Here is a 17,707-nt window from a genome sequence, read left to right as displayed (position 1 = left end):
ACTGCTATGTTAACCATTTTCTTGAGCCCTCTATGTCCGCCCAAATGTTATCTGCCGTCCCATTAACCTCCCTTTCTGGGGTTGGCGCGAAAGTCGCAGAAAAACTCGCCAAAGTTGGCTTACATAGCGTTCAAGATTTGCTGTTTCATCTTCCACTGCGCTACGAAGATCGTACCCGTGTTTATCCTATTGCTAAACTGCATGCCGGCCTTTGGGCGGCCGTGCAAGGCAAGGTCATGGCAGTCGATACCATCTTCGGTAAGCGCAAAATGTTAACGGTAAAAATCAGCGACGGTAATGGCACTATCACGCTGCGCTTTTTCAACTTTACCGCGGCCATGAAGAACAATTTCACACAAGGTAAGTTAGTACATGCTTACGGTGAAATTAAGCGCGGTGGCATGGGCTTGGAAATTGTTCATCCTGACTACAAGTTTTACGTCAGCGATCAAAAGCCCGATGTAGAACAGAACTTAACCCCTGTTTATCCCACTACAGATGGTTTACGCCAAATCACATTGCGCAACCTTACCGAACAAGCTTTAGCCCTGCTTGATAAAACCGCAGTGCAGGAATTACTTCCAGCCGGGCTGTATAACCATCAAATCACGATGTCGCAAGCGCTGCACACCATTCATCGCCCACCACCAACCATTAATTTAGATGAGTTTGATGAAGGCAAACATCCTGCTCAAATCCGCTTGATCATGGAAGAGTTGCTCGCACAAAACTTATCCATGCTGGCGGTGCGTAGCAAAGGCCAGAAGGATTCAGCGCTACCTCTCGGTCCTTGTAATAAACTAAAAACGCAGCTTTTAGCCCAACTGCCTTTCTCTCCTACAAACGCTCAAACCCGAGTAGTACAAGAGATTGAAGCCGATCTAGAAAAACCGCACCCAATGATGCGCCTAGTGCAAGGCGATGTGGGATCGGGGAAAACGTTGGTTGCCGCTTTGGCCGCCGTTCGTGCCATTGAGCACGGCTATCAGGTGGCACTCATGGCACCAACCGAACTATTGGCTGAGCAACACGCGATCAACTTCGCCAACTGGTTTGAAACAATGGGCATTCAAGTCGGTTGGTTAGCGGGCAAACTCAAAGGTAAGGCAAAGGAAGCCGAGCTGGCTCGTATTGCCAGTGGTGAAGCACAAATGGTAGTGGGTACTCACGCGCTATTCCAAGAGCACGTTGAATTTCATCACCTTGCTTTGGTCATCATTGATGAACAGCACCGCTTCGGTGTCCATCAGCGATTAGAATTGCGTGAAAAAGGTGCAAAGCAAGGCGCTTATCCTCATCAGTTGATCATGACGGCAACGCCCATTCCTCGCACGTTAGCGATGACCGCATACGCCGATCTGGAAACTTCCGTGATTGACGAACTGCCTCCGGGTCGAACGCCGATTCAAACCGTCGCCATTCCTGACACAAAACGTGACGACATCGTCGAGCGTGTCCAAAATGCCTGCTTAAACGAAGGTAAGCAGGCATATTGGGTGTGTACTCTGATTGATGAGTCGGAAGTATTAGAAGCACAAGCCGCGGCTGATACCGCTGAAGAGCTTCAACGTAAGCTACCGGACGTAAAAATTGGTCTAGTACACGGCCGAATGAAGCCAGCAGAGAAACAAGCGGTGATGCAAGATTTCAAAGACAATAAACTACATTTGCTGGTCGCAACGACCGTGATAGAAGTGGGCGTAGACGTGCCAAACTCTAGCTTGATGATCATCGAAAACCCCGAACGTCTCGGTTTAGCACAATTACACCAGCTAAGAGGTCGCGTGGGCCGAGGTTCCGTTGCTAGCCATTGTGTGCTGCTGTACCACTCTCCACTGTCGAAAACCGCGCAAAAACGTCTCGGAGTACTACGTGAAAGTAACGATGGCTTCGTCATTGCACAGAAAGACCTAGAAATTCGTGGCCCGGGCGAACTATTGGGTACAAAACAGACTGGTCTTGCTGATTTCAAAATCGCAGACTTAGTTCGAGATCAACGTCTGATTCCCGAAGTTCAGCGCATTGCGCGTCATATTCATGACAATTACCCGAATAACGCAACAGCAATTATTGATCGCTGGTTGGGTGAGCGGGATATTTACTCCAAAGCATAGTGATTAAAAGCGAGCCAAATGGCTCGTTTTTTAATACACTAAAAACCAAAGCAATCGTTTGCTTTTTAGGTAAATCTCTCTATAATCCCGCACAAATTTTTAAGTGTGTTGCATCACACTCCACCAACCTGAGTTGACTCTGATTAACAGCAATCACAGGTAACGACGTCAACTCCACCCTGCTCTCCCATTCAGCGAGATCTGGGAATATATTGCGACTAGCGAGACAAACAATGACAACTTCAAACCGATCTTCGGAACTGGTCTATCAACTCAATGATCGACCACCTTTGCCTCAAACCATTTTTGCCGCACTTCAGCACTTATTGGCGATGTTTGTCGCGGTTATCACTCCGTCACTGATCATCTGTCAGTCTTTGGGGGTACCAGCAGACCAAACGAATACCATCATCAGCATGTCTTTATTTGCGTCAGGCGTGTCTTCGTTTATTCAAATTCGCACCTTTGGCCCAATTGGCTCTGGTTTACTCTCTGTTCAAGGCACCAGCTTTAACTTTTTAGGTCCTATTATTGGTGCAGGCCTATCGCTAAAAGCTGGTGGTGCAGACATCAGCACCATGATGGCAGCCATTTTTGGTACGATTTTAGTCGCATCATTTGCAGAGATTTTCCTATCTCGCGTATTAGAGCATGCTCGTCGCATTATCACTCCGCTCGTTTCAGGCATTGTCGTCACTCTTATCGGTCTCACACTGATTCAAGCCGGCTTAGTATCAATGGGCGGTGGCTACGCGGCATTAAATGAAGGAACATTCGGCAGCTTAGACAAACTGGCGCTCGCTGGAACGGTACTTGGCTTGATTGTGATATTAAACCGCTCGAAAAACCCATATATCCGTGTGGCTTCGATTGTGATTGCGATGCTAGTAGGCTACATCATGGCGTATTTTATGGGGATGGTAGATACTTCTCAGCTAGGCACAACCGAGCTTGTAGCACTACCGGTACCAATGCAATATGGCTTATCGTTTGACTGGTCTCTGTTCATTCCGCTGGTGCTGATTTTCTTTATTACCGCACTAGAAGCCATCGGCGATATTACCGCCACATCCGAAGTGTCTGGCGAGCCAGTCAAAGGCCCTGTGTACATGAAACGCATTAAGGGTGGTGTGTTAGCAGACGGCTTAAACTCTGCAATCGCAGCCGTGTTTAACAGTTTCCCGAACTCCACCTTTAGCCAGAATAACGGCATCATCATGCTAACAGGGGTCGCGAGCCGTTACGTGGGTTACTTTATTTCTGCCATGTTAGTGATTCTTGGCTTGTTTCCTGGTGTTGCTAGCTTTGTTCAGCTGATTCCTGAGCCAGTACTTGGCGGCGCAACGATTGTCATGTTTGGTACGATTGCTGCCGCTGGTGTGCGTATTATCTCTCGTGTTGAGCTCGATCGCCGCGCAATTCTGATCATGGCCTTATCCTTTTCAATGGGGCTTGGTATCGCGCAAAAACCAGAGATTCTGCAATTCATGCCAGAATTTATTAAGAGTATTTTCTCCACTGGCGTTGCTGCAGGTGGTATCACAGCGATCATTTTAAACCTACTTCTGCCAGAGAAACTGGAAGACGAAGATGAACTTCCTCAAGAAGTGAAAGAGTCTTAATAAGATTGTAGAGAAAAGCAAAGCCCAACCTGTTTAGGTTGGGCTCTTTGTTTTAAATGGTACAGTCACCGACTTACTTGGTAGGAAAGCTGATTTGAGCGATTAAACCGCCTTCACTGCGATTACGCATCACCACAGAGCCTGAGTGCTGGCTGATTATACGCTTCACTATCGCCAGCCCAAGCCCTGTACCTTCACTGCCACGAGCTGTATCACCACGCGTAAAGGGTTCAAATAATTTTGCGATTTGAGAATGCTCGATACCCGGTCCGTTGTCTTCTACCGATATCCACACTAGCTGCTTATCTGCTGTCACACCGGTACTGATTTTGACCCAGCCATTGCCGTAACGCAGTGCATTGACAACTAAATTACTGATCGCCCGTTTAATCGCAATGGCGCTTCCTTTAGCTGGTGGCAGGTTAGGATTAAGATCCGTTTCAATTTCAGCCTCATAGCCACCTTCTGAACTGGCGACATCACTGGCAATCGTACTGATATCCACAGGTTCAAACGATTCTTTGTTCACCGGTTTGAGGTAGTCCATAAACTGACTAATGATCTCATTACACTCTTCCGTATCGCTAATGATCCCTTCAGCAAGGTAGCTGTCCTCGGGAGACATCATTTCTGTAGCTAAGCGAATGCGCGTCAGCGGTGTTCGTAAGTCATGGCTAATCCCCGCCATTAATAGGGCGCGATCTTCTTCGAGCTCCTGAATGCCTTTGGACATTTGATTAAACGCTCGGGTTACAGAGCGAATCTCCGATGCGCCTTTTTCTGCCAACGGTGGCGGGATTTCACCTCGACCGACGTCTTTCGCGGCTCTCTCTAAAGCCAAAAGTGGGCGATTTTGTAAACGAATAAACAACCAACCACCAGCAATGATCAGCAACGCCATAATCAAGCTGTTACGAAATAGCGGTGCAAAATCTTCTTCTTGCAGCTCAGATAAAGGAATACGAATAATGGAGTTCGGCAACTTTTCGATGTGCATCCACAAGATGTAGCTTTCATCGCCAAGCAATAAGCGCACTTCGGTGGGCGAACCTAACTCTTGGCTCATTTCTTCAGACATCAAATCAATCGACATCGCGTGATGAAATTCAACCGCTTTATCGCTGTCGAGGCTGTGAACCGTCACCCCCAGCCTTTCTAATAACTGACGTCTCAGCGGTGCATCAGATTTTAATGGTCCTTCATCATCAAGCACCAAATTGAGCTCATGGGCGAGAATTTTATTGAACTGCTGCAAACTCGGCATCAACGCGTAGTTAAAAACGGCGTAGTAAGAGAAAACTTGGCTAGCGAGGAGCAAAGAGATGAACAGCAGAATAGATTGTGTCAGTGAACTTCGGATGCGCATGGAACGTTCCTAGTGGTCCTAATCGCGAAATTTCAGCCTTCGAAGGAAAGGGTTTGAAGGCTGAAGTTGCTATAGCCAAGTGCTGGCTATGGAGTGAGGAGATTACACCTCTTTGCCGTCTGGGACGAAAACGTAACCTAAGCCCCACACGGTTTGAATGTAGCGTGGCTTGCTTGGATCGTCTTCTAACATGCGACGCAAACGTGAGATTTGCACATCAATAGAACGTTCCATCGCAGAATATTCTCGGCCACGTGCCATGTTCATCAATTTGTCTCGTGACATCGGCTCTCGCGCATTCGTCACGAGCGCTTTCAGGACAGCAAACTCTCCTGAGGTCAGTGGCATTGCCTCGTCACCGCGGAACATCTCGCGAGTGCCTAGATTGAGTCGGAACTCACCAAACTCCACTACTTTTTCTTCGGTGCTTGGCGCGCCCGGCAACTCTACGGTTTGACGGCGTAGTACGGCTTTAATGCGAGCGAGTAATTCACGTGGGTTAAATGGTTTTGGCAAATAATCATCCGCCCCCACTTCCAGACCCACAATGCGGTCCACTTCATCACCTTTCGCGGTGAGCATTAAGATTGGCAGCATGTTGTTCGCGTGGCGTAGACGACGACAAATCGACAAACCGTCTTCACCTGGTAACATTAGGTCCAGCACCATTAAGTGAAAGTTTTCGCGCGTTAGTAGGCGATCCATCTGTTCGCCATTGGCGACACTTCGGACCTGAAAACCTTGCTCAGAAAGGTAACGCTCCAATAGAGCACGTAAACGAGCATCGTCATCAACCACTAAAATTTTATGATTTTCTTGCATTGAAACATCCTTTCAGAAGCATCTATTGTCGAAAATGTATCACTGTTTTTCCTAACGTGCTCAAGCAAATTGTTACTCTTTTTATCTTAAGCGCTTTATTTTCTCTCTAGCAGGTATTTTCAGCACCTACTATTGGCCATAATTCCATTCCAGTTCACGTTTGGCCTCAAGTAACTCTTGTTGTGCTTCTGCCAATTTGTGACGTTTTTTCTCGATTTTGTCTGCTTTCCCTGAACGCTGCGCTTCCGCTAATTCTTGCTCACGCTCCTCAACGTCTCGCGCCTTTTCGTCCACTTCCGCTTGCAGTTCTTGACGCAGTTCACCTTCCGAACATTCATTCTGGATAGCGGTAAGTGCCTGTTCTAAGCCTTTAATTCGATGTTCATTACCTTGTGCTTTCGCATACTCAAGCTGCTGTTCTACCGCTAACTCTTTGGCGTCACAGCCTTTCACTTCATCTTGAGCAAAAACTGAGAGTGAGAATCCTATTGTTAGTGCAGCGCTACACATGACTGCTTTGTTCATTTTACTTCTCCGAGAAAGGCACCATGCCTTTGTATTCAATAAGCTGACGTTGAGACTCAAGTCACTTCCAGTGAACTTCAAGAGACTTGAATCGGTGATAAAGCCTCAGTCTTCCAAGGCTGGTTTGTTGTATTCAATCGAGTTAATGAACCACTCTTTTTCACCTTCTGGGGTTCGCACCGTGAATTCTTCATCCACTTGCTTTTTCAACATCGCTCGCGCCATAGGTGAATCGATAGAGATGTAGTCTTTCGCATCTCCATAAATCTCTTCAGGCCCAACTATGCGGAACTTCTTCACCTCTCCTGCCTCATTTTCTATTTCAACCCAAGCACCAAAAAAGACTTTGCCTTCTTGCTGCGGAGAATAGTCAACGATCGTGACTTCAGGCAGAAACTTGCGAAGAAATCGAACACGACGGTCGATCTGACGAAGCAGACGTTTATTGAAGGTGTAATCCGCATTTTCTGAGCGATCGCCCAGGCTCGCCGCCCAAGTGACAATTTTGGTGATTTCAGGACGCTTTTCATTCCAAAGGTAATCATGCTCTTGTTTGAGTTTGTTATAACCTTCACGGGTAATCAGCTTAGTTTTCAAGTTAACTCCTATCTCAACTAAAAATGCCGCTCTTGAGCAGCATTAAGGAGATGATATACTCAAAGCACTGGCTTCGTTCGGGCTTTGGGTATCAAGATAATAAGGCGGCCAGAGTGCTACTTTTCGTAATCTGGTTTTTGCGTCACGATGTAATTCGTATCACTCGAAACAACCGCGCCATGTTTTAGGAAGTTTTTACCTAAAATCATGCTGTAATGGAAGCGACCTCGGTCTTGCAAATTGACTCGGATCTTCTTCTCTAACTCGCCAAGCTTAACGTGCATTTCTACTACAGGCCGTTCATTGGCCTTTTCTCCTTTTTTGGCCGTTATACGCATGACATCCACCACCTCACGGGTAAACGCCTTGGTCATGCCTAGATCGTTTTCATAAGTAAAACTCACCATATCTTTACCGTCTTTTTGAAAGCGCTTGATGTCCTTGGCATTAATCGAGCTCACGTCAGCACCAGTGTCCAATTTGACAGGGAAAGACATCCCTTCCACTTCAGCCACTTCGATATGACCGGCTTTGAAAAGTGGCCTTGCATCTAGTAAATGGTCGGCGCGAGTATTCAGCAGCACACCGCCTTTGGCGATATCATGACCAAAGACGAAAAATGGTTGCGTCTCGTCTTCATCTAGCACATCGAGTGCAAATTCCATTGATGTCTCTTTACTACCGAAAAGGAAATCGCCATCAACAACGGGACGCACAGTGCTACCCACTTTGAGCTTTTTCACCACGGGCTTGGTAATTTTTTCTTCTTTACCCTCATCGTTCATTAAATAAAACGTGACGGATTCATCCTTACCTTTTTCTGTTACTTCAAAGCCATTTACACGCAGTAATGGCGTTTTCACCGTAAACGTGGGGTAAGCAGGAACGGTATAACCATCAATGGTGACTTGTTCTTCCGGTGAAATCACGAGGGGCTTTGACTTGAGTGCGCTCTTGAACGTTTTTTCAACACCGCCCAATAGGTTTTCTCTGTCGGTATCAATCACAAAGTGTTGGCTCGCGACATCCTGACCCAAGCGAATTTGTGAACTGAACTTACTGCGGTCACGCAAATAGACTAACCAACGTTGAGTTTCGTTTTCGTCGATTTTCACTGGTAAGTAGACCAACGGACGCTCGCTCTTGGTGGTTTTCAGCATGCGTACCAAAGGTAACGTCATTGGGTGGCGCTTGCCGTTTTCACCTTCTAGCGTGAAAGAAACTTCATTGTTCTTTTTATCAACCTTGATATCCAGTGCGTGAACGTTGGTGTAGCGGCTGGTGGTTGAGATGCTGATCTTGTATGGCACACCCTCGACTTCAACCGTCTCTTTTTTGCCGATCATTTTTGCGCTTGGTTGCTCTTGAAGATAGTCGTAGCCAGCGAATACCCACGCATTGTTATCGAGATAGGTTTTACCAATCAAGATAGGAGAAGAGAATTGCGTGCGCTTGGTCAGGTTCACTTCTGTATCAACGGTGTGGCCTGCAATCGTCATCGGCATTTTTATCGTCGGGCGTAAAATAGGCTTTTTGCTTGTTCGACTACGAATAGCGCTCACTCGTTCCAGATCATCGGTAATCTGTATTTCTTTTCCTGTGTAAGGATGAGGAACCGTAAAGCTCACCTTCACTTGATATGGTTTAAAAGTATCGGCATCCCACTTCGCCTTCGTCCCACCTAAATCATCGACAATCGCCCACAACAACTCGTTGTCTTTCAAGTTCTGGTAGTCAGGATGAGAGCTACTGACATGGATGTTCTCTGCATGCATAGACGTGGTGTCAGCACCAGTATCAATCTTGCCAATAAATGGTACCGCTTTTAGCTCTGGAATATCACTGTAGTAAACGCTCTCCACTCGTCCAAGCACCAACTTGTCATCAAGCTGATATACAGGGTCTTGTGTGGTTGCTGATATGGATTGTGCCCAACTAAGCGGGACGACAAGTAAGGCACTCGTAAGCGCTAACGCCAAAGACATTTTTTTCATCATGATTATCCGTATAAGCCGAGGTACATTTAGTTATATCAATAACCGTGGATATAGGTTAGTCGATAGTTGCGGATATAAGTTCTCAATTTAATTACAGTTTTGACACAAATCTGACTGATGTCCACCAGCGCCCGGTAAATTTTTGTCTCGTTAATTTAAAACATTGCAAATTCTTCGAACGACCCCAATGTTCTATACAACCCAAACCGAATTGAAAGAGAAAACACGGATGAGCCAAGCTATCTGTCGTATGATTGCTCAAGAACTGAATGTTCGCCCAGAGCAAGTCAACGCCGCTGTCACCCTAATTGATGACGGTAACACCGTCCCTTTTATTGCACGTTACCGCAAAGAGGTGACGGGTGGCCTTGATGATACCCAACTGCGTACTCTGGACAGCCGTCTGTCTTACCTTCGTGAAATGGATGACCGCCGTCAAACCATTCTCAAATCGATCCAAGAGCAAGGCAAACTGACGCCTGAGCTTGAGCAAGAAATTATTCAAGCCGATAGCAAGACTCGTCTTGAAGACCTTTACTTACCTTACAAACCTAAACGCCGCACTAAAGGCCAAATCGCCATTGAAGCTGGCTTAGAGCCTCTCGCGGATACACTTTGGAACCAGCCACAAACAGAACCAGAAAGCGAAGCGACGAAATATCTTGATGCGGACAAAGGCATCGCGGATACCAAAGCGGCACTGGATGGCGCTCGCGCAATCATCATGGAGCGCATTGCTGAAGACGCAAACTTACTGGAAAAAATCCGTAACCACTTAAATCGTAATGCGGAACTTGTCTCACGCGTCGTTGAAGGAAAAGAGCAAGAAGGTGAGAAGTTCAAAGATTACTTCAATCACAACGAACCGCTGAGCAAAGTCCCTTCTCACCGTGCACTTGCGATGTTGCGCGGCCGCAATGAAGGCTTCCTGACTTTAGCCATGAACGCTGACCCAGAGCAGGAAGAAGGTGTTCGCCAATCTTACTGTGAAACCATCATTGCCGACCATTATGGCGTGACGTTAAGTAGCGCACCAGCAGATGCATGGCGTAAACAAGTGATCAGCTGGGCATGGCGCATCAAAGTATCGATGCACATGGAAACCGAGCTAATGGGCGCAATGAAAGAGCGTGCTGAAATTGAAGCGATTGAAGTATTTGCGACCAACCTAAAAGATTTGTTGATGGCGGCGCCGGCAGGCCCTCGTGCAACACTTGGTCTCGATCCTGGTCTGCGTACCGGTTCAAAAATCGCGGTTGTCGATTCAACGGGTAAAGTTCTGGCTACAGAAACCATCTACCCTCACCCTCCGCAAAAACAATACGACAAATCAGCGCAAATCGTTGACCAGTTAGTGCGTAAGTACAACGTGGATTTAATTGCGATTGGTAACGGCACGGCTTCTCGTGAAACCGATAGCTTTGTCGCAGACGTAATCAAACGCGGTAACCTAAAAGTTCAGAAAATCATCGTCAGCGAAGCAGGCGCATCGGTGTACTCGGCCTCTGAACTCGCAGCGAAAGAGTTCCCGAATATGGATGTATCACTGCGTGGTGCAGTGTCGATTGCGCGTCGTTTGCAAGATCCATTGGCTGAGCTCGTGAAAATCGATCCGAAATCGATCGGTGTGGGTCAATACCAGCACGATGTAAGCCAATCTATGTTGGCAAAACGCCTAGATGCGATTGTGGAAGACTGTGTAAACGCGGTTGGCGTTGATGTGAACACGGCTTCTGCCGCACTATTAACGCGCGTAGCAGGCTTATCAAGCACCATCGCGCAGAACATTGTCGACTTCCGCGACGAAAATGGCCGCTTCGAAGCACGTACGACGTTAAAGAAAGTACCTCGCTTGGGTCCTAAAGCGTTCGAACAGTGTGCGGGCTTCCTACGTATTATGGACGGCAAGAACCCACTTGATGCTTCAGCAGTCCACCCGGAAGCGTACCCAGTAGTCAAAGCAATTGCAGAGAAAAACAGCAAAGACATCAAGGCACTGATTGGTGACTCAGCATTCCTCAAAGGCTTACACGCTGTGGACTATACCGATGAACACTTTGGTGTCCCAACGGTTACCGATATCATCAAAGAACTGGATAAACCGGGTCGTGACCCACGTCCTGAATTCAAGACCGCTACGTTTGCAGAAGGCGTAAACTCAGTTTCTGATCTAGAACCGGGCATGATCCTAGAAGGCGTGGTGTCTAACGTAGCCAACTTTGGTGCCTTCGTCGATATCGGTGTTCACCAAGATGGTCTGGTCCACATTTCTGCGCTGACTGACCGCTATGTTTCTGATCCACGTGAAGTCGTGAAAGCAGGTGACATCGTCAAGGTAAAAGTGATGGAAGTGGACGTACAGCGTAAGCGTATTGGTCTATCGATGCGTTTGAACGACGAGCCGGGTCAAGATAACCGTAGCCAACGCTCATCAGCAGCGCCACGTCGTAATGACCAAGCGCAACGTCGTCAGCCTCGCCGCGATGAGTCTTCATCGAACAGTGCAATGGGCGGTGCTTTTGCGGCAGCGTTTGCTAAAGCGAAAAAGTAACCTTACCTAGGTTTCACTGCTAAAAAGAAAACGCTCCAATCAGTTCAATCTGCTTGGAGCGTTTTTGTTTGAGTAGGATATTGAGTCGTCATAATACTGCTATCACTTCTGACGGGGTATGGGGAGCGACTGCATGACCATAATGAAACTTGATCACCTTCCTGCGCTTTTCCATTAATCCTTCATTGATCGCAGCATCCAAAATGCGCTTTGGTAAGCGAAAACGAATTGCGTAGCCCTTACCTTGGTCTTCACTGTACGACTTGAGCGCAAGCAAACTAAAAAGCCGTTCTAGTGTATCTTCCGGCTCTTCTTGATAACGCGTGTCGACTTCTGTTTCCATGTCATAATCAGGATGCTCTGAAGGATCCCAAGAAGACTGACGTCGGCGCTTGTCATCGCCTTTTACTTTTCGCTCTGCATTGGTTTTGGCCAATGCGACCGTTGGCGTCACAGGCTCTCGGACTTTATTGTCGCGAGCTGCTTGTTCCGTCTGCACATTCACGGATGGGGCGATCAGTGGCACACTTACGTTGGTCGGTGACACAATCATTGCGAACCCTCCTCAGAGTCGCCCAACTCGTCAATATGGCTTAGCTTTATTGGCTAATAAAACCTCACCAACCTTTATATCGACCACTTTTTAAACAGCTTGAGCTTTTTCCGCTTGTATTTGACTAATCGTGAGCAAACTCTCGAATTTGGGCACAAAACTCGTCATGTTCGGTCATAAAGGGCGCATGAGAGGACTGATTGAAAACAAACTGCTGAGTATGAGGTAACTGTTCACTTAAATCATTCGCCACTTTAATCGGCACCAATCCATCCAAACGACCATAAAGACGCAGCATTGGTACAGAAAGAGACGTCAATGCATCGCGCAGATCCACATCAGCAAGGATGTTTAGCCCAACCAACAGCGACTCAGGGTTTGGCTGAGGGCGCGACAGTACCGCTTGCTTGAGTTGTTTCACATCTTTGCGTGCAGATGGACTGCCCATCGCTTGCAACGCCATAAAGCGCTCAATGGTCAGTGAAAAATCTTCTAACAACTGAGAGGTGAACGCGCTCAGTACATTCGGTTGAATACCGCGCCAAGGCTTCTCTGCGGCAAATTTTGGTGAACTGGCTACGGTGATCAACTTAGTCACACGCTCGGGCATGTTTAATGCGACATGCGTCGCCACTAAGCCTCCGAGGGACCAGCCAAGCCAAATCGCTTTCTTTGGCGCACTTTGCGCGACCAAGTTAGCAATATGGTCTAAATCTTCACCATGATGCTCGGCACTGTGTCCATAGCCCGGAAGGTCAACAACATGAACACGGAAATCGGTTTGAAGTGATTCGACGGTTTGCTGCCAAACCGCGCCATTCATACCCCAACCATGTAACAACACCAGATCAGGTCCTTCACCAAACGACTGCCAATGTAATTTCGTGCTCATGCTCTCAATCTCTCCCACTTATTTTATTCCCTACGCCATCAGCCAAGCGTTAGGCTGAGTAAAATATCACCATGAATAAGCGCTATGTTATCTCATCACTGGCAAAACATCATGCATCGCGTGTTGAGCAGTCAATGCGGTCTGTGTCGGTTCCCTATTCAAACACCAAACCAAACGCATGCTCTGCGTTGGTGTGAGCACTGTTTACAGCACCTAACTCCAATCAAGCGATGCCAACGTTGCGGTTTAACGTTACAGAAAGAGGAGATGAGTACGGATAGTATTTGTGGTGAATGCCTTTCAGAACCACCGCCATGGCAAAGACTATATACGTTAGGCGATTACGACTTTCCCCTTTCACGGGAAGTACAACGCTTAAAAGATCATGGAGAGTCTTGGCATGTAAAAGCACTAACCCAGCAACTGGCGCAGCGCATTACAACATCAGCCCCAATCATTACCAGTGTGCCACTGCACTGGCAGCGCTACCTACGCCGGGGGTTTAATCAAAGTGATGTTTTAGCCCGACATTTAGCCCAGCAATTGCAGACCAATTTTGATGCGAAGGTCTTTCGCCGGGTCAGACTCGCCCAATCACAGCGTGGTAATACCAAAGCAAGCCGTGAGCAAAACTTAAAAGGCGCGTTTGTTCTCAATAAGCGACCGCCATCTTCCCACGTTGCCATCGTCGATGATGTGGTCACCACAGGCAGTACCGTCCGACAATTATGTCATTTACTACTTGAAGTTGGCGTAGAAAGCATCGATATTTACTGCATCTGCAGAACACCTGCTCCTCGTTCTCTCTAGATCGCTTCGCCATGCCTTAGCATCAAAAAGACTAGACCCATACGTCAACAAGAGTAGAATAGCAGCAGTAACCTACAAATTTACTCGGGTATTCGTCGTGTCAAATATTACTATTACAGAAACTGCGCAAACGCATTTCGCTAACCTTTTAGGTCAACAGCCTGAAGGGACTAACATTCGTATTTTCGTTGTGAACCCAGGTACACAAAACGCTGAGTGTGGCGTGTCTTACTGCCCACCAGAAGCAGTAGAAGCGACCGACACTGAAATCCCTTACAGCGGTTTTTCAGCTTACGTGGATGAGCTAAGTCTGCCATTCCTTGAAGACGCTGAAATCGATTTTGTTACCGATAAAATGGGCTCTCAGCTAACGCTAAAAGCTCCGAACGCTAAAATGCGTAAAGTTGCGGACGACGCGCCACTGGTTGAGCGCGTTGAATACGTTATCCAAACTCAAGTCAACCCACAGCTTGCTGGCCACGGTGGTCACGTAAACTTGGTTGAGATCACTGAAGACGGCATTGCTATTGTTGCATTTGGTGGCGGCTGTAATGGCTGTTCTATGGTTGACGTAACACTAAAAGAAGGCATCGAGAAAGAACTGCTAAACCAATTCGTTGGTGAACTCACCGCTGTTCGTGATGCAACAGAACATGACCGTGGTGATCACTCTTACTACTAAGAGTAAATACGGTCAGAAAATGGGAGGCTTCGGTCTCCCATTTTTGTATCGATACTGAGGTAACCTTGAGATGCTTAGTTCTGCCCGTAAAATCCGCTAGAAACTCAGGCGGAGTTCTCATATATTAAGAATCTTACGCATCTCGTAAACGCCAACGACACCAAGGAGCCAGCGCCATGTCGAAACGGACCCCACCAGAGATACTCTCATGCCAAACGGTCGCAAAATCCAAACTGTTTGCCGTGGAAGCGCTCGACCTTCGTTTTTCCAATGGTGAACACCGTACTTATGAACGCATGAAGCCAAGTGGGCGCGATGCGGTGATGGTGGTTCCTGTGACTGAGCAAGGCGATTTATTACTGGTACGTGAATACGCCGCTGGGACTGAACGCTACGAGTTGGGCTTCCCGAAGGGGTTGATTGATCCAGGTGAAACCCCACACCAAGCTGCGGATCGAGAATTAAAAGAAGAAATCGGCTTTGGCTGCAATCAGCTGACTCCGTTGAAACAAGTTATCCTCGCGCCGTCTTACTTTTCGAGCAAAATGACTCTATTTTTAGGACAGGCGCTTTATCCAGAGAAGCAAGAAGGCGATGAGCCTGAGCCACTGGAAATTGTGCGTTGGCCACTTGCGCAAGCCGAAGAGTTATTAACTCACATGGATTTCTGTGAAGCACGAAGCATCACCGCGCTAATGTTGGCACTGAAACACTTACCAAACACCACTCACAAACATAACCAATAACGGTCATGAGAACCGAATAATACTGTGAGTAAGGACTATCACTTATGCCAATGACAAAAGATCTATCTCACCTGCTTCCTCAAGTCATCGAAATTGCCCGTAGTGCCGGGCAAATGATCCTCGAAATATATGAAAAAAAACAGTACGAGGCCTACACAAAAAGTGACGAGACTCCGGTAACGAGCGCAGATATCGCGGCTCACAAGCTCATCACAGAACGCTTGAGTGAACTCACACCCGACATTCCTGTATTGTCAGAAGAAGACGCAGACATCAGCCTCCAGCAACGAGCTCAGTGGGAACGGTATTGGTTAGTCGACCCTCTCGATGGTACTCAAGAATTCATCGCTCGCAGCGGCGACTTTGCGACTATTATTGCACTGGTCGACAACAACAAACCAACCATGGGGGTCGTTTATGGCCCTGTCTCTGGCGTGACTTATTACGCTTATAGTGGCAAAGGTGCTTGGAAAATTCCCGACATGTCGGACAGCGTAAAAATCCATACGCACAAACACGAGCAGCCAGGGCAAAGCATCGCGATTGCTATTAGCCGCCGTCAAGACATCAATCGCATCACTAGCCGCATGAGCAGTGCTTGGAATTACGATTTAATTCCGCTCGGCTCTGCGGCATTAAAAGCGTGTCTTGTTGCAGAAGGCGCTGTGGATTGCTATCTCAGACTAGGCCCAACAGGTGAGTGGGACACCGCCGCGACACAGTGCATTGTTGAAGAAGCGGGCGGTCGCATTCTCAGCACGCAATTGGAGCCGCTGTCATATAACGAGCGGGAAACGCTAGAGAACCCAAACTTTATTGTGCTTGGTGACGCGGATTTACCTTGGAATGAGATTTTACAACGCAAAGATTAAGCGCTCTATCCGTAAAGTTAGCGCCTAAGTACTAGCAATTGAAAGGCCACGGATATGTTCGTGGCCTTTTCTTTTTTTACCTGTTTGTACAGCGTTAGGAGCATTTGGCCTACTATGTTCCAATCGCTTAAAGTGCTGAACACAAGAAAACAAACCCCTTAGAATCATAACCTTATAATTAAATCTCATTATCACCACGATCTTTGTACAGCGAATAGAGGGTTTCGCCTACTATGATCCAAAAGCAAAAAGAGCTGCACAATCGCAGCTCTTTGAGAGTTTTGGTTTTTGTCATGATAGGTTAGAAGCGACCTTGGTAATTAAACTCGTATTGACCTTGAGGGTTCGGCTTGCCCAACCATTTCAGTTGCTCACTCATGCTGGATGGGAACTCAGCTCCTGGCTTAAACCAAGCTTTGGTTGAGTATCGCTGATTAGGCATCAGCTCTGCCGAAAACGCCGCTGAGACTTGTTTGCTGCTTTGCTCACCAGTCGCTGTCAACACACTGTCCTGACAGTTTAGATCGGCAATCACAGGACCGAGTTCAAGGCTACCAACAGGGCTTTGAATACCACTGGCATTCCATACCAAAGTGCCTTCACCATTCTTACACCAAGGCGCGGCATAAGTCGCATGACGAATATTTAACTCAAGTTGCCCATCAACGCCGACGGGCACAGGGAGACGTGCTTGCTCAACAACTTTTACTGCTGGGATCGAGGCAACTAAGTTTTTGGCATAAGGGCCATTACTCAAGCTATAGCCAACAAAACCGCGACCACGAACGTCCATTTCACTACCACGACCAAAGCGTACGGCAAACTCAGCTTTACCAGTTAGTAGACTCGACCATTGGAAATCCCAATTAACTTCTCCAAGGTTCTGGCGCTGCCAACGAACACTAGAAGCTTGACCTTGCCATACAGAGCCATTGGCTCCCTGAATGTCTAGTCCTCTCACGGTTGGTGCTTGCTGTAACACCCAAGAAACGGGTAATCCCATTAAAAGACTGACTGAAAAAAAGACGATAAAGATAACAACGTAAAGTACTGCTCGCTTCACCTTAACCTCGCTTAAACTGAAGGCGGTTCACATCAATCATGCCCGCTTGATCCGTTCGGTCGATATCTAAAAATTCGACTTCAATACCCTGTTGCTCTTTCAAGTAACGTAACCAATCCACCAGCTGATTAAACGCGAGTGGTTTGATCCACACCTGAACACTCTCATTGCGAGGTTGTACTCGAATCAACTCAACTTTATAACGACGGGCTGAAGAAGAAACCAGTTGATTCAACGGTTGGCTAGAGTAGCTCACACCGCTGCTTTTGCGCAGTGCAGTAATGCCATCCGCTTTATCTTGTACCCAAGCCAGCAACTGTTTTTCACTTTGAATACGTGATTGAGCTAGCTCCGCCCGTTGGCTCATTGGCTGTAGCAATCCCCAATAGATAATACCGATAACGGCAATAGCGCCACATCCCATGACCAAACGCTGCTCACGCTGTGAGATGCTGCTCCACCAAGCCTGAGCTTGAGAAATTAAGTTTTTCATCA

General features: G+C 47.3%; 16 protein-coding genes. 7 read left to right on the top strand and 9 right to left on the bottom strand.

Going from position 1 to position 17,707, the window contains the following annotated elements; all coding sequences use genetic code 11:
- Positions 1–32 precede the first annotated feature (32 nt).
- The gene (gene recG / locus R2S67_RS16875; RefSeq protein ID WP_317345861.1) at positions 33–2,114 is read left to right on the top strand and encodes an ATP-dependent DNA helicase RecG; all 2,082 of its coding nucleotides are present in this window, start codon (positions 33–35) and stop codon (positions 2,112–2,114) included.
- A 233-nt stretch (positions 2,115–2,347) separates the two neighbouring features.
- Positions 2,348–3,736, top strand: coding sequence for a uracil-xanthine permease family protein (locus R2S67_RS16870; RefSeq protein ID WP_317345859.1), 1,389 nt, complete (start codon positions 2,348–2,350; stop codon positions 3,734–3,736).
- A 73-nt stretch (positions 3,737–3,809) separates the two neighbouring features.
- On the opposite strand, the gene envZ is transcribed toward R2S67_RS16870, so the two are convergent.
- From envZ to R2S67_RS16845, 5 genes are all read right to left on the bottom strand, one after another.
- Positions 3,810–5,102: a two-component system sensor histidine kinase EnvZ gene (gene envZ, locus R2S67_RS16865; RefSeq protein WP_047009400.1), complete on the bottom strand. Its 1,293-nt coding sequence runs from the start codon at positions 5,100–5,102 to the stop codon at positions 3,810–3,812.
- A gap of 102 nt (positions 5,103–5,204) precedes the next feature.
- On the bottom strand, positions 5,205–5,924 hold the full coding sequence (gene ompR, locus R2S67_RS16860; protein ID WP_005394960.1) for a two-component system response regulator OmpR: 720 nt from the start codon (positions 5,922–5,924) through the stop codon (positions 5,205–5,207).
- A 129-nt stretch (positions 5,925–6,053) separates the two neighbouring features.
- On the bottom strand, positions 6,054–6,449 hold the full coding sequence (locus tag R2S67_RS16855; RefSeq protein ID WP_005394961.1) for a DUF1090 domain-containing protein: 396 nt from the start codon (positions 6,447–6,449) through the stop codon (positions 6,054–6,056).
- 105 nt (positions 6,450–6,554) lie between these two features.
- A complete protein-coding gene (greB, locus tag R2S67_RS16850) occupies positions 6,555–7,046 on the bottom strand; it encodes a transcription elongation factor GreB (RefSeq protein ID WP_005394962.1) in 492 nt (163 codons plus the stop codon).
- Positions 7,047–7,162: 116 nt separating this feature from the next.
- Positions 7,163–9,043 carry an ATP-dependent zinc protease gene (locus R2S67_RS16845; RefSeq protein WP_317345853.1) on the bottom strand — a complete coding sequence of 627 codons (1,881 nt, stop codon included), beginning with the start codon at positions 9,041–9,043 and terminating at the stop codon, positions 7,163–7,165.
- A 229-nt stretch (positions 9,044–9,272) separates the two neighbouring features.
- On the opposite strand from R2S67_RS16845, the gene R2S67_RS16840 reads away from it, so the two are divergent.
- A complete protein-coding gene (locus R2S67_RS16840) occupies positions 9,273–11,594 on the top strand; it encodes a Tex family protein (RefSeq protein WP_317345851.1) in 2,322 nt (773 codons plus the stop codon).
- A gap of 88 nt (positions 11,595–11,682) precedes the next feature.
- On the opposite strand, the gene R2S67_RS16835 is transcribed toward R2S67_RS16840, so the two are convergent.
- Complete coding sequence (locus R2S67_RS16835; protein WP_005379316.1) at positions 11,683–12,147, bottom strand: hypothetical protein; 465 nt, start codon at positions 12,145–12,147, stop codon at positions 11,683–11,685.
- 124 nt (positions 12,148–12,271) lie between these two features.
- Positions 12,272–13,039: a pimeloyl-ACP methyl ester esterase BioH gene (gene bioH, locus R2S67_RS16830; RefSeq protein WP_006741796.1), complete on the bottom strand. Its 768-nt coding sequence runs from the start codon at positions 13,037–13,039 to the stop codon at positions 12,272–12,274.
- Positions 13,040–13,123: 84 nt separating this feature from the next.
- On the opposite strand from bioH, the gene R2S67_RS16825 reads away from it, so the two are divergent.
- The 4 genes from R2S67_RS16825 (at position 13,124) to cysQ (ending at position 16,149) form a co-directional block, all read left to right on the top strand.
- Complete coding sequence (locus R2S67_RS16825) at positions 13,124–13,849, top strand: ComF family protein (RefSeq protein WP_317345848.1); 726 nt, start codon at positions 13,124–13,126, stop codon at positions 13,847–13,849.
- A 97-nt stretch (positions 13,850–13,946) separates the two neighbouring features.
- Entirely contained in the window at positions 13,947–14,531 is a 585-nt protein-coding gene (gene nfuA, locus R2S67_RS16820; protein ID WP_005394968.1) for a Fe-S biogenesis protein NfuA, read from the top strand.
- A 176-nt stretch (positions 14,532–14,707) separates the two neighbouring features.
- On the top strand, positions 14,708–15,277 hold the full coding sequence (gene nudE / locus R2S67_RS16815; protein ID WP_005394971.1) for an ADP compounds hydrolase NudE: 570 nt from the start codon (positions 14,708–14,710) through the stop codon (positions 15,275–15,277).
- A gap of 44 nt (positions 15,278–15,321) precedes the next feature.
- Positions 15,322–16,149: a 3'(2'),5'-bisphosphate nucleotidase CysQ gene (gene cysQ, locus R2S67_RS16810; protein ID WP_054867792.1), complete on the top strand. Its 828-nt coding sequence runs from the start codon at positions 15,322–15,324 to the stop codon at positions 16,147–16,149.
- Positions 16,150–16,450: 301 nt separating this feature from the next.
- Here the strand turns inward: cysQ and R2S67_RS16805 are convergent, their stop codons facing one another.
- Together R2S67_RS16805 and R2S67_RS16800 are read right to left on the bottom strand one after the other, a co-directional pair.
- The gene (locus tag R2S67_RS16805; RefSeq protein ID WP_182019143.1) at positions 16,451–17,212 is read right to left on the bottom strand and encodes a type II secretion system protein N; all 762 of its coding nucleotides are present in this window, start codon (positions 17,210–17,212) and stop codon (positions 16,451–16,453) included.
- A gap of 1 nt (position 17,213) precedes the next feature.
- Positions 17,214–17,705, bottom strand: coding sequence for a type II secretion system protein M (locus tag R2S67_RS16800; RefSeq protein ID WP_012841219.1), 492 nt, complete (start codon positions 17,703–17,705; stop codon positions 17,214–17,216).
- Positions 17,706–17,707: the final 2 nt, after the last annotated feature.

Origin of the sequence: Vibrio sp. T13N, from assembly GCF_032970445.1 — a bacterium.
GTDB classification, from domain to species: Bacteria; Pseudomonadota; Gammaproteobacteria; order Enterobacterales; family Vibrionaceae; genus Vibrio; species Vibrio diabolicus.
The sequence above is the reverse complement of the archived record's forward strand: the minus strand, read 5'-3'. Positions and strand labels throughout refer to the sequence as shown.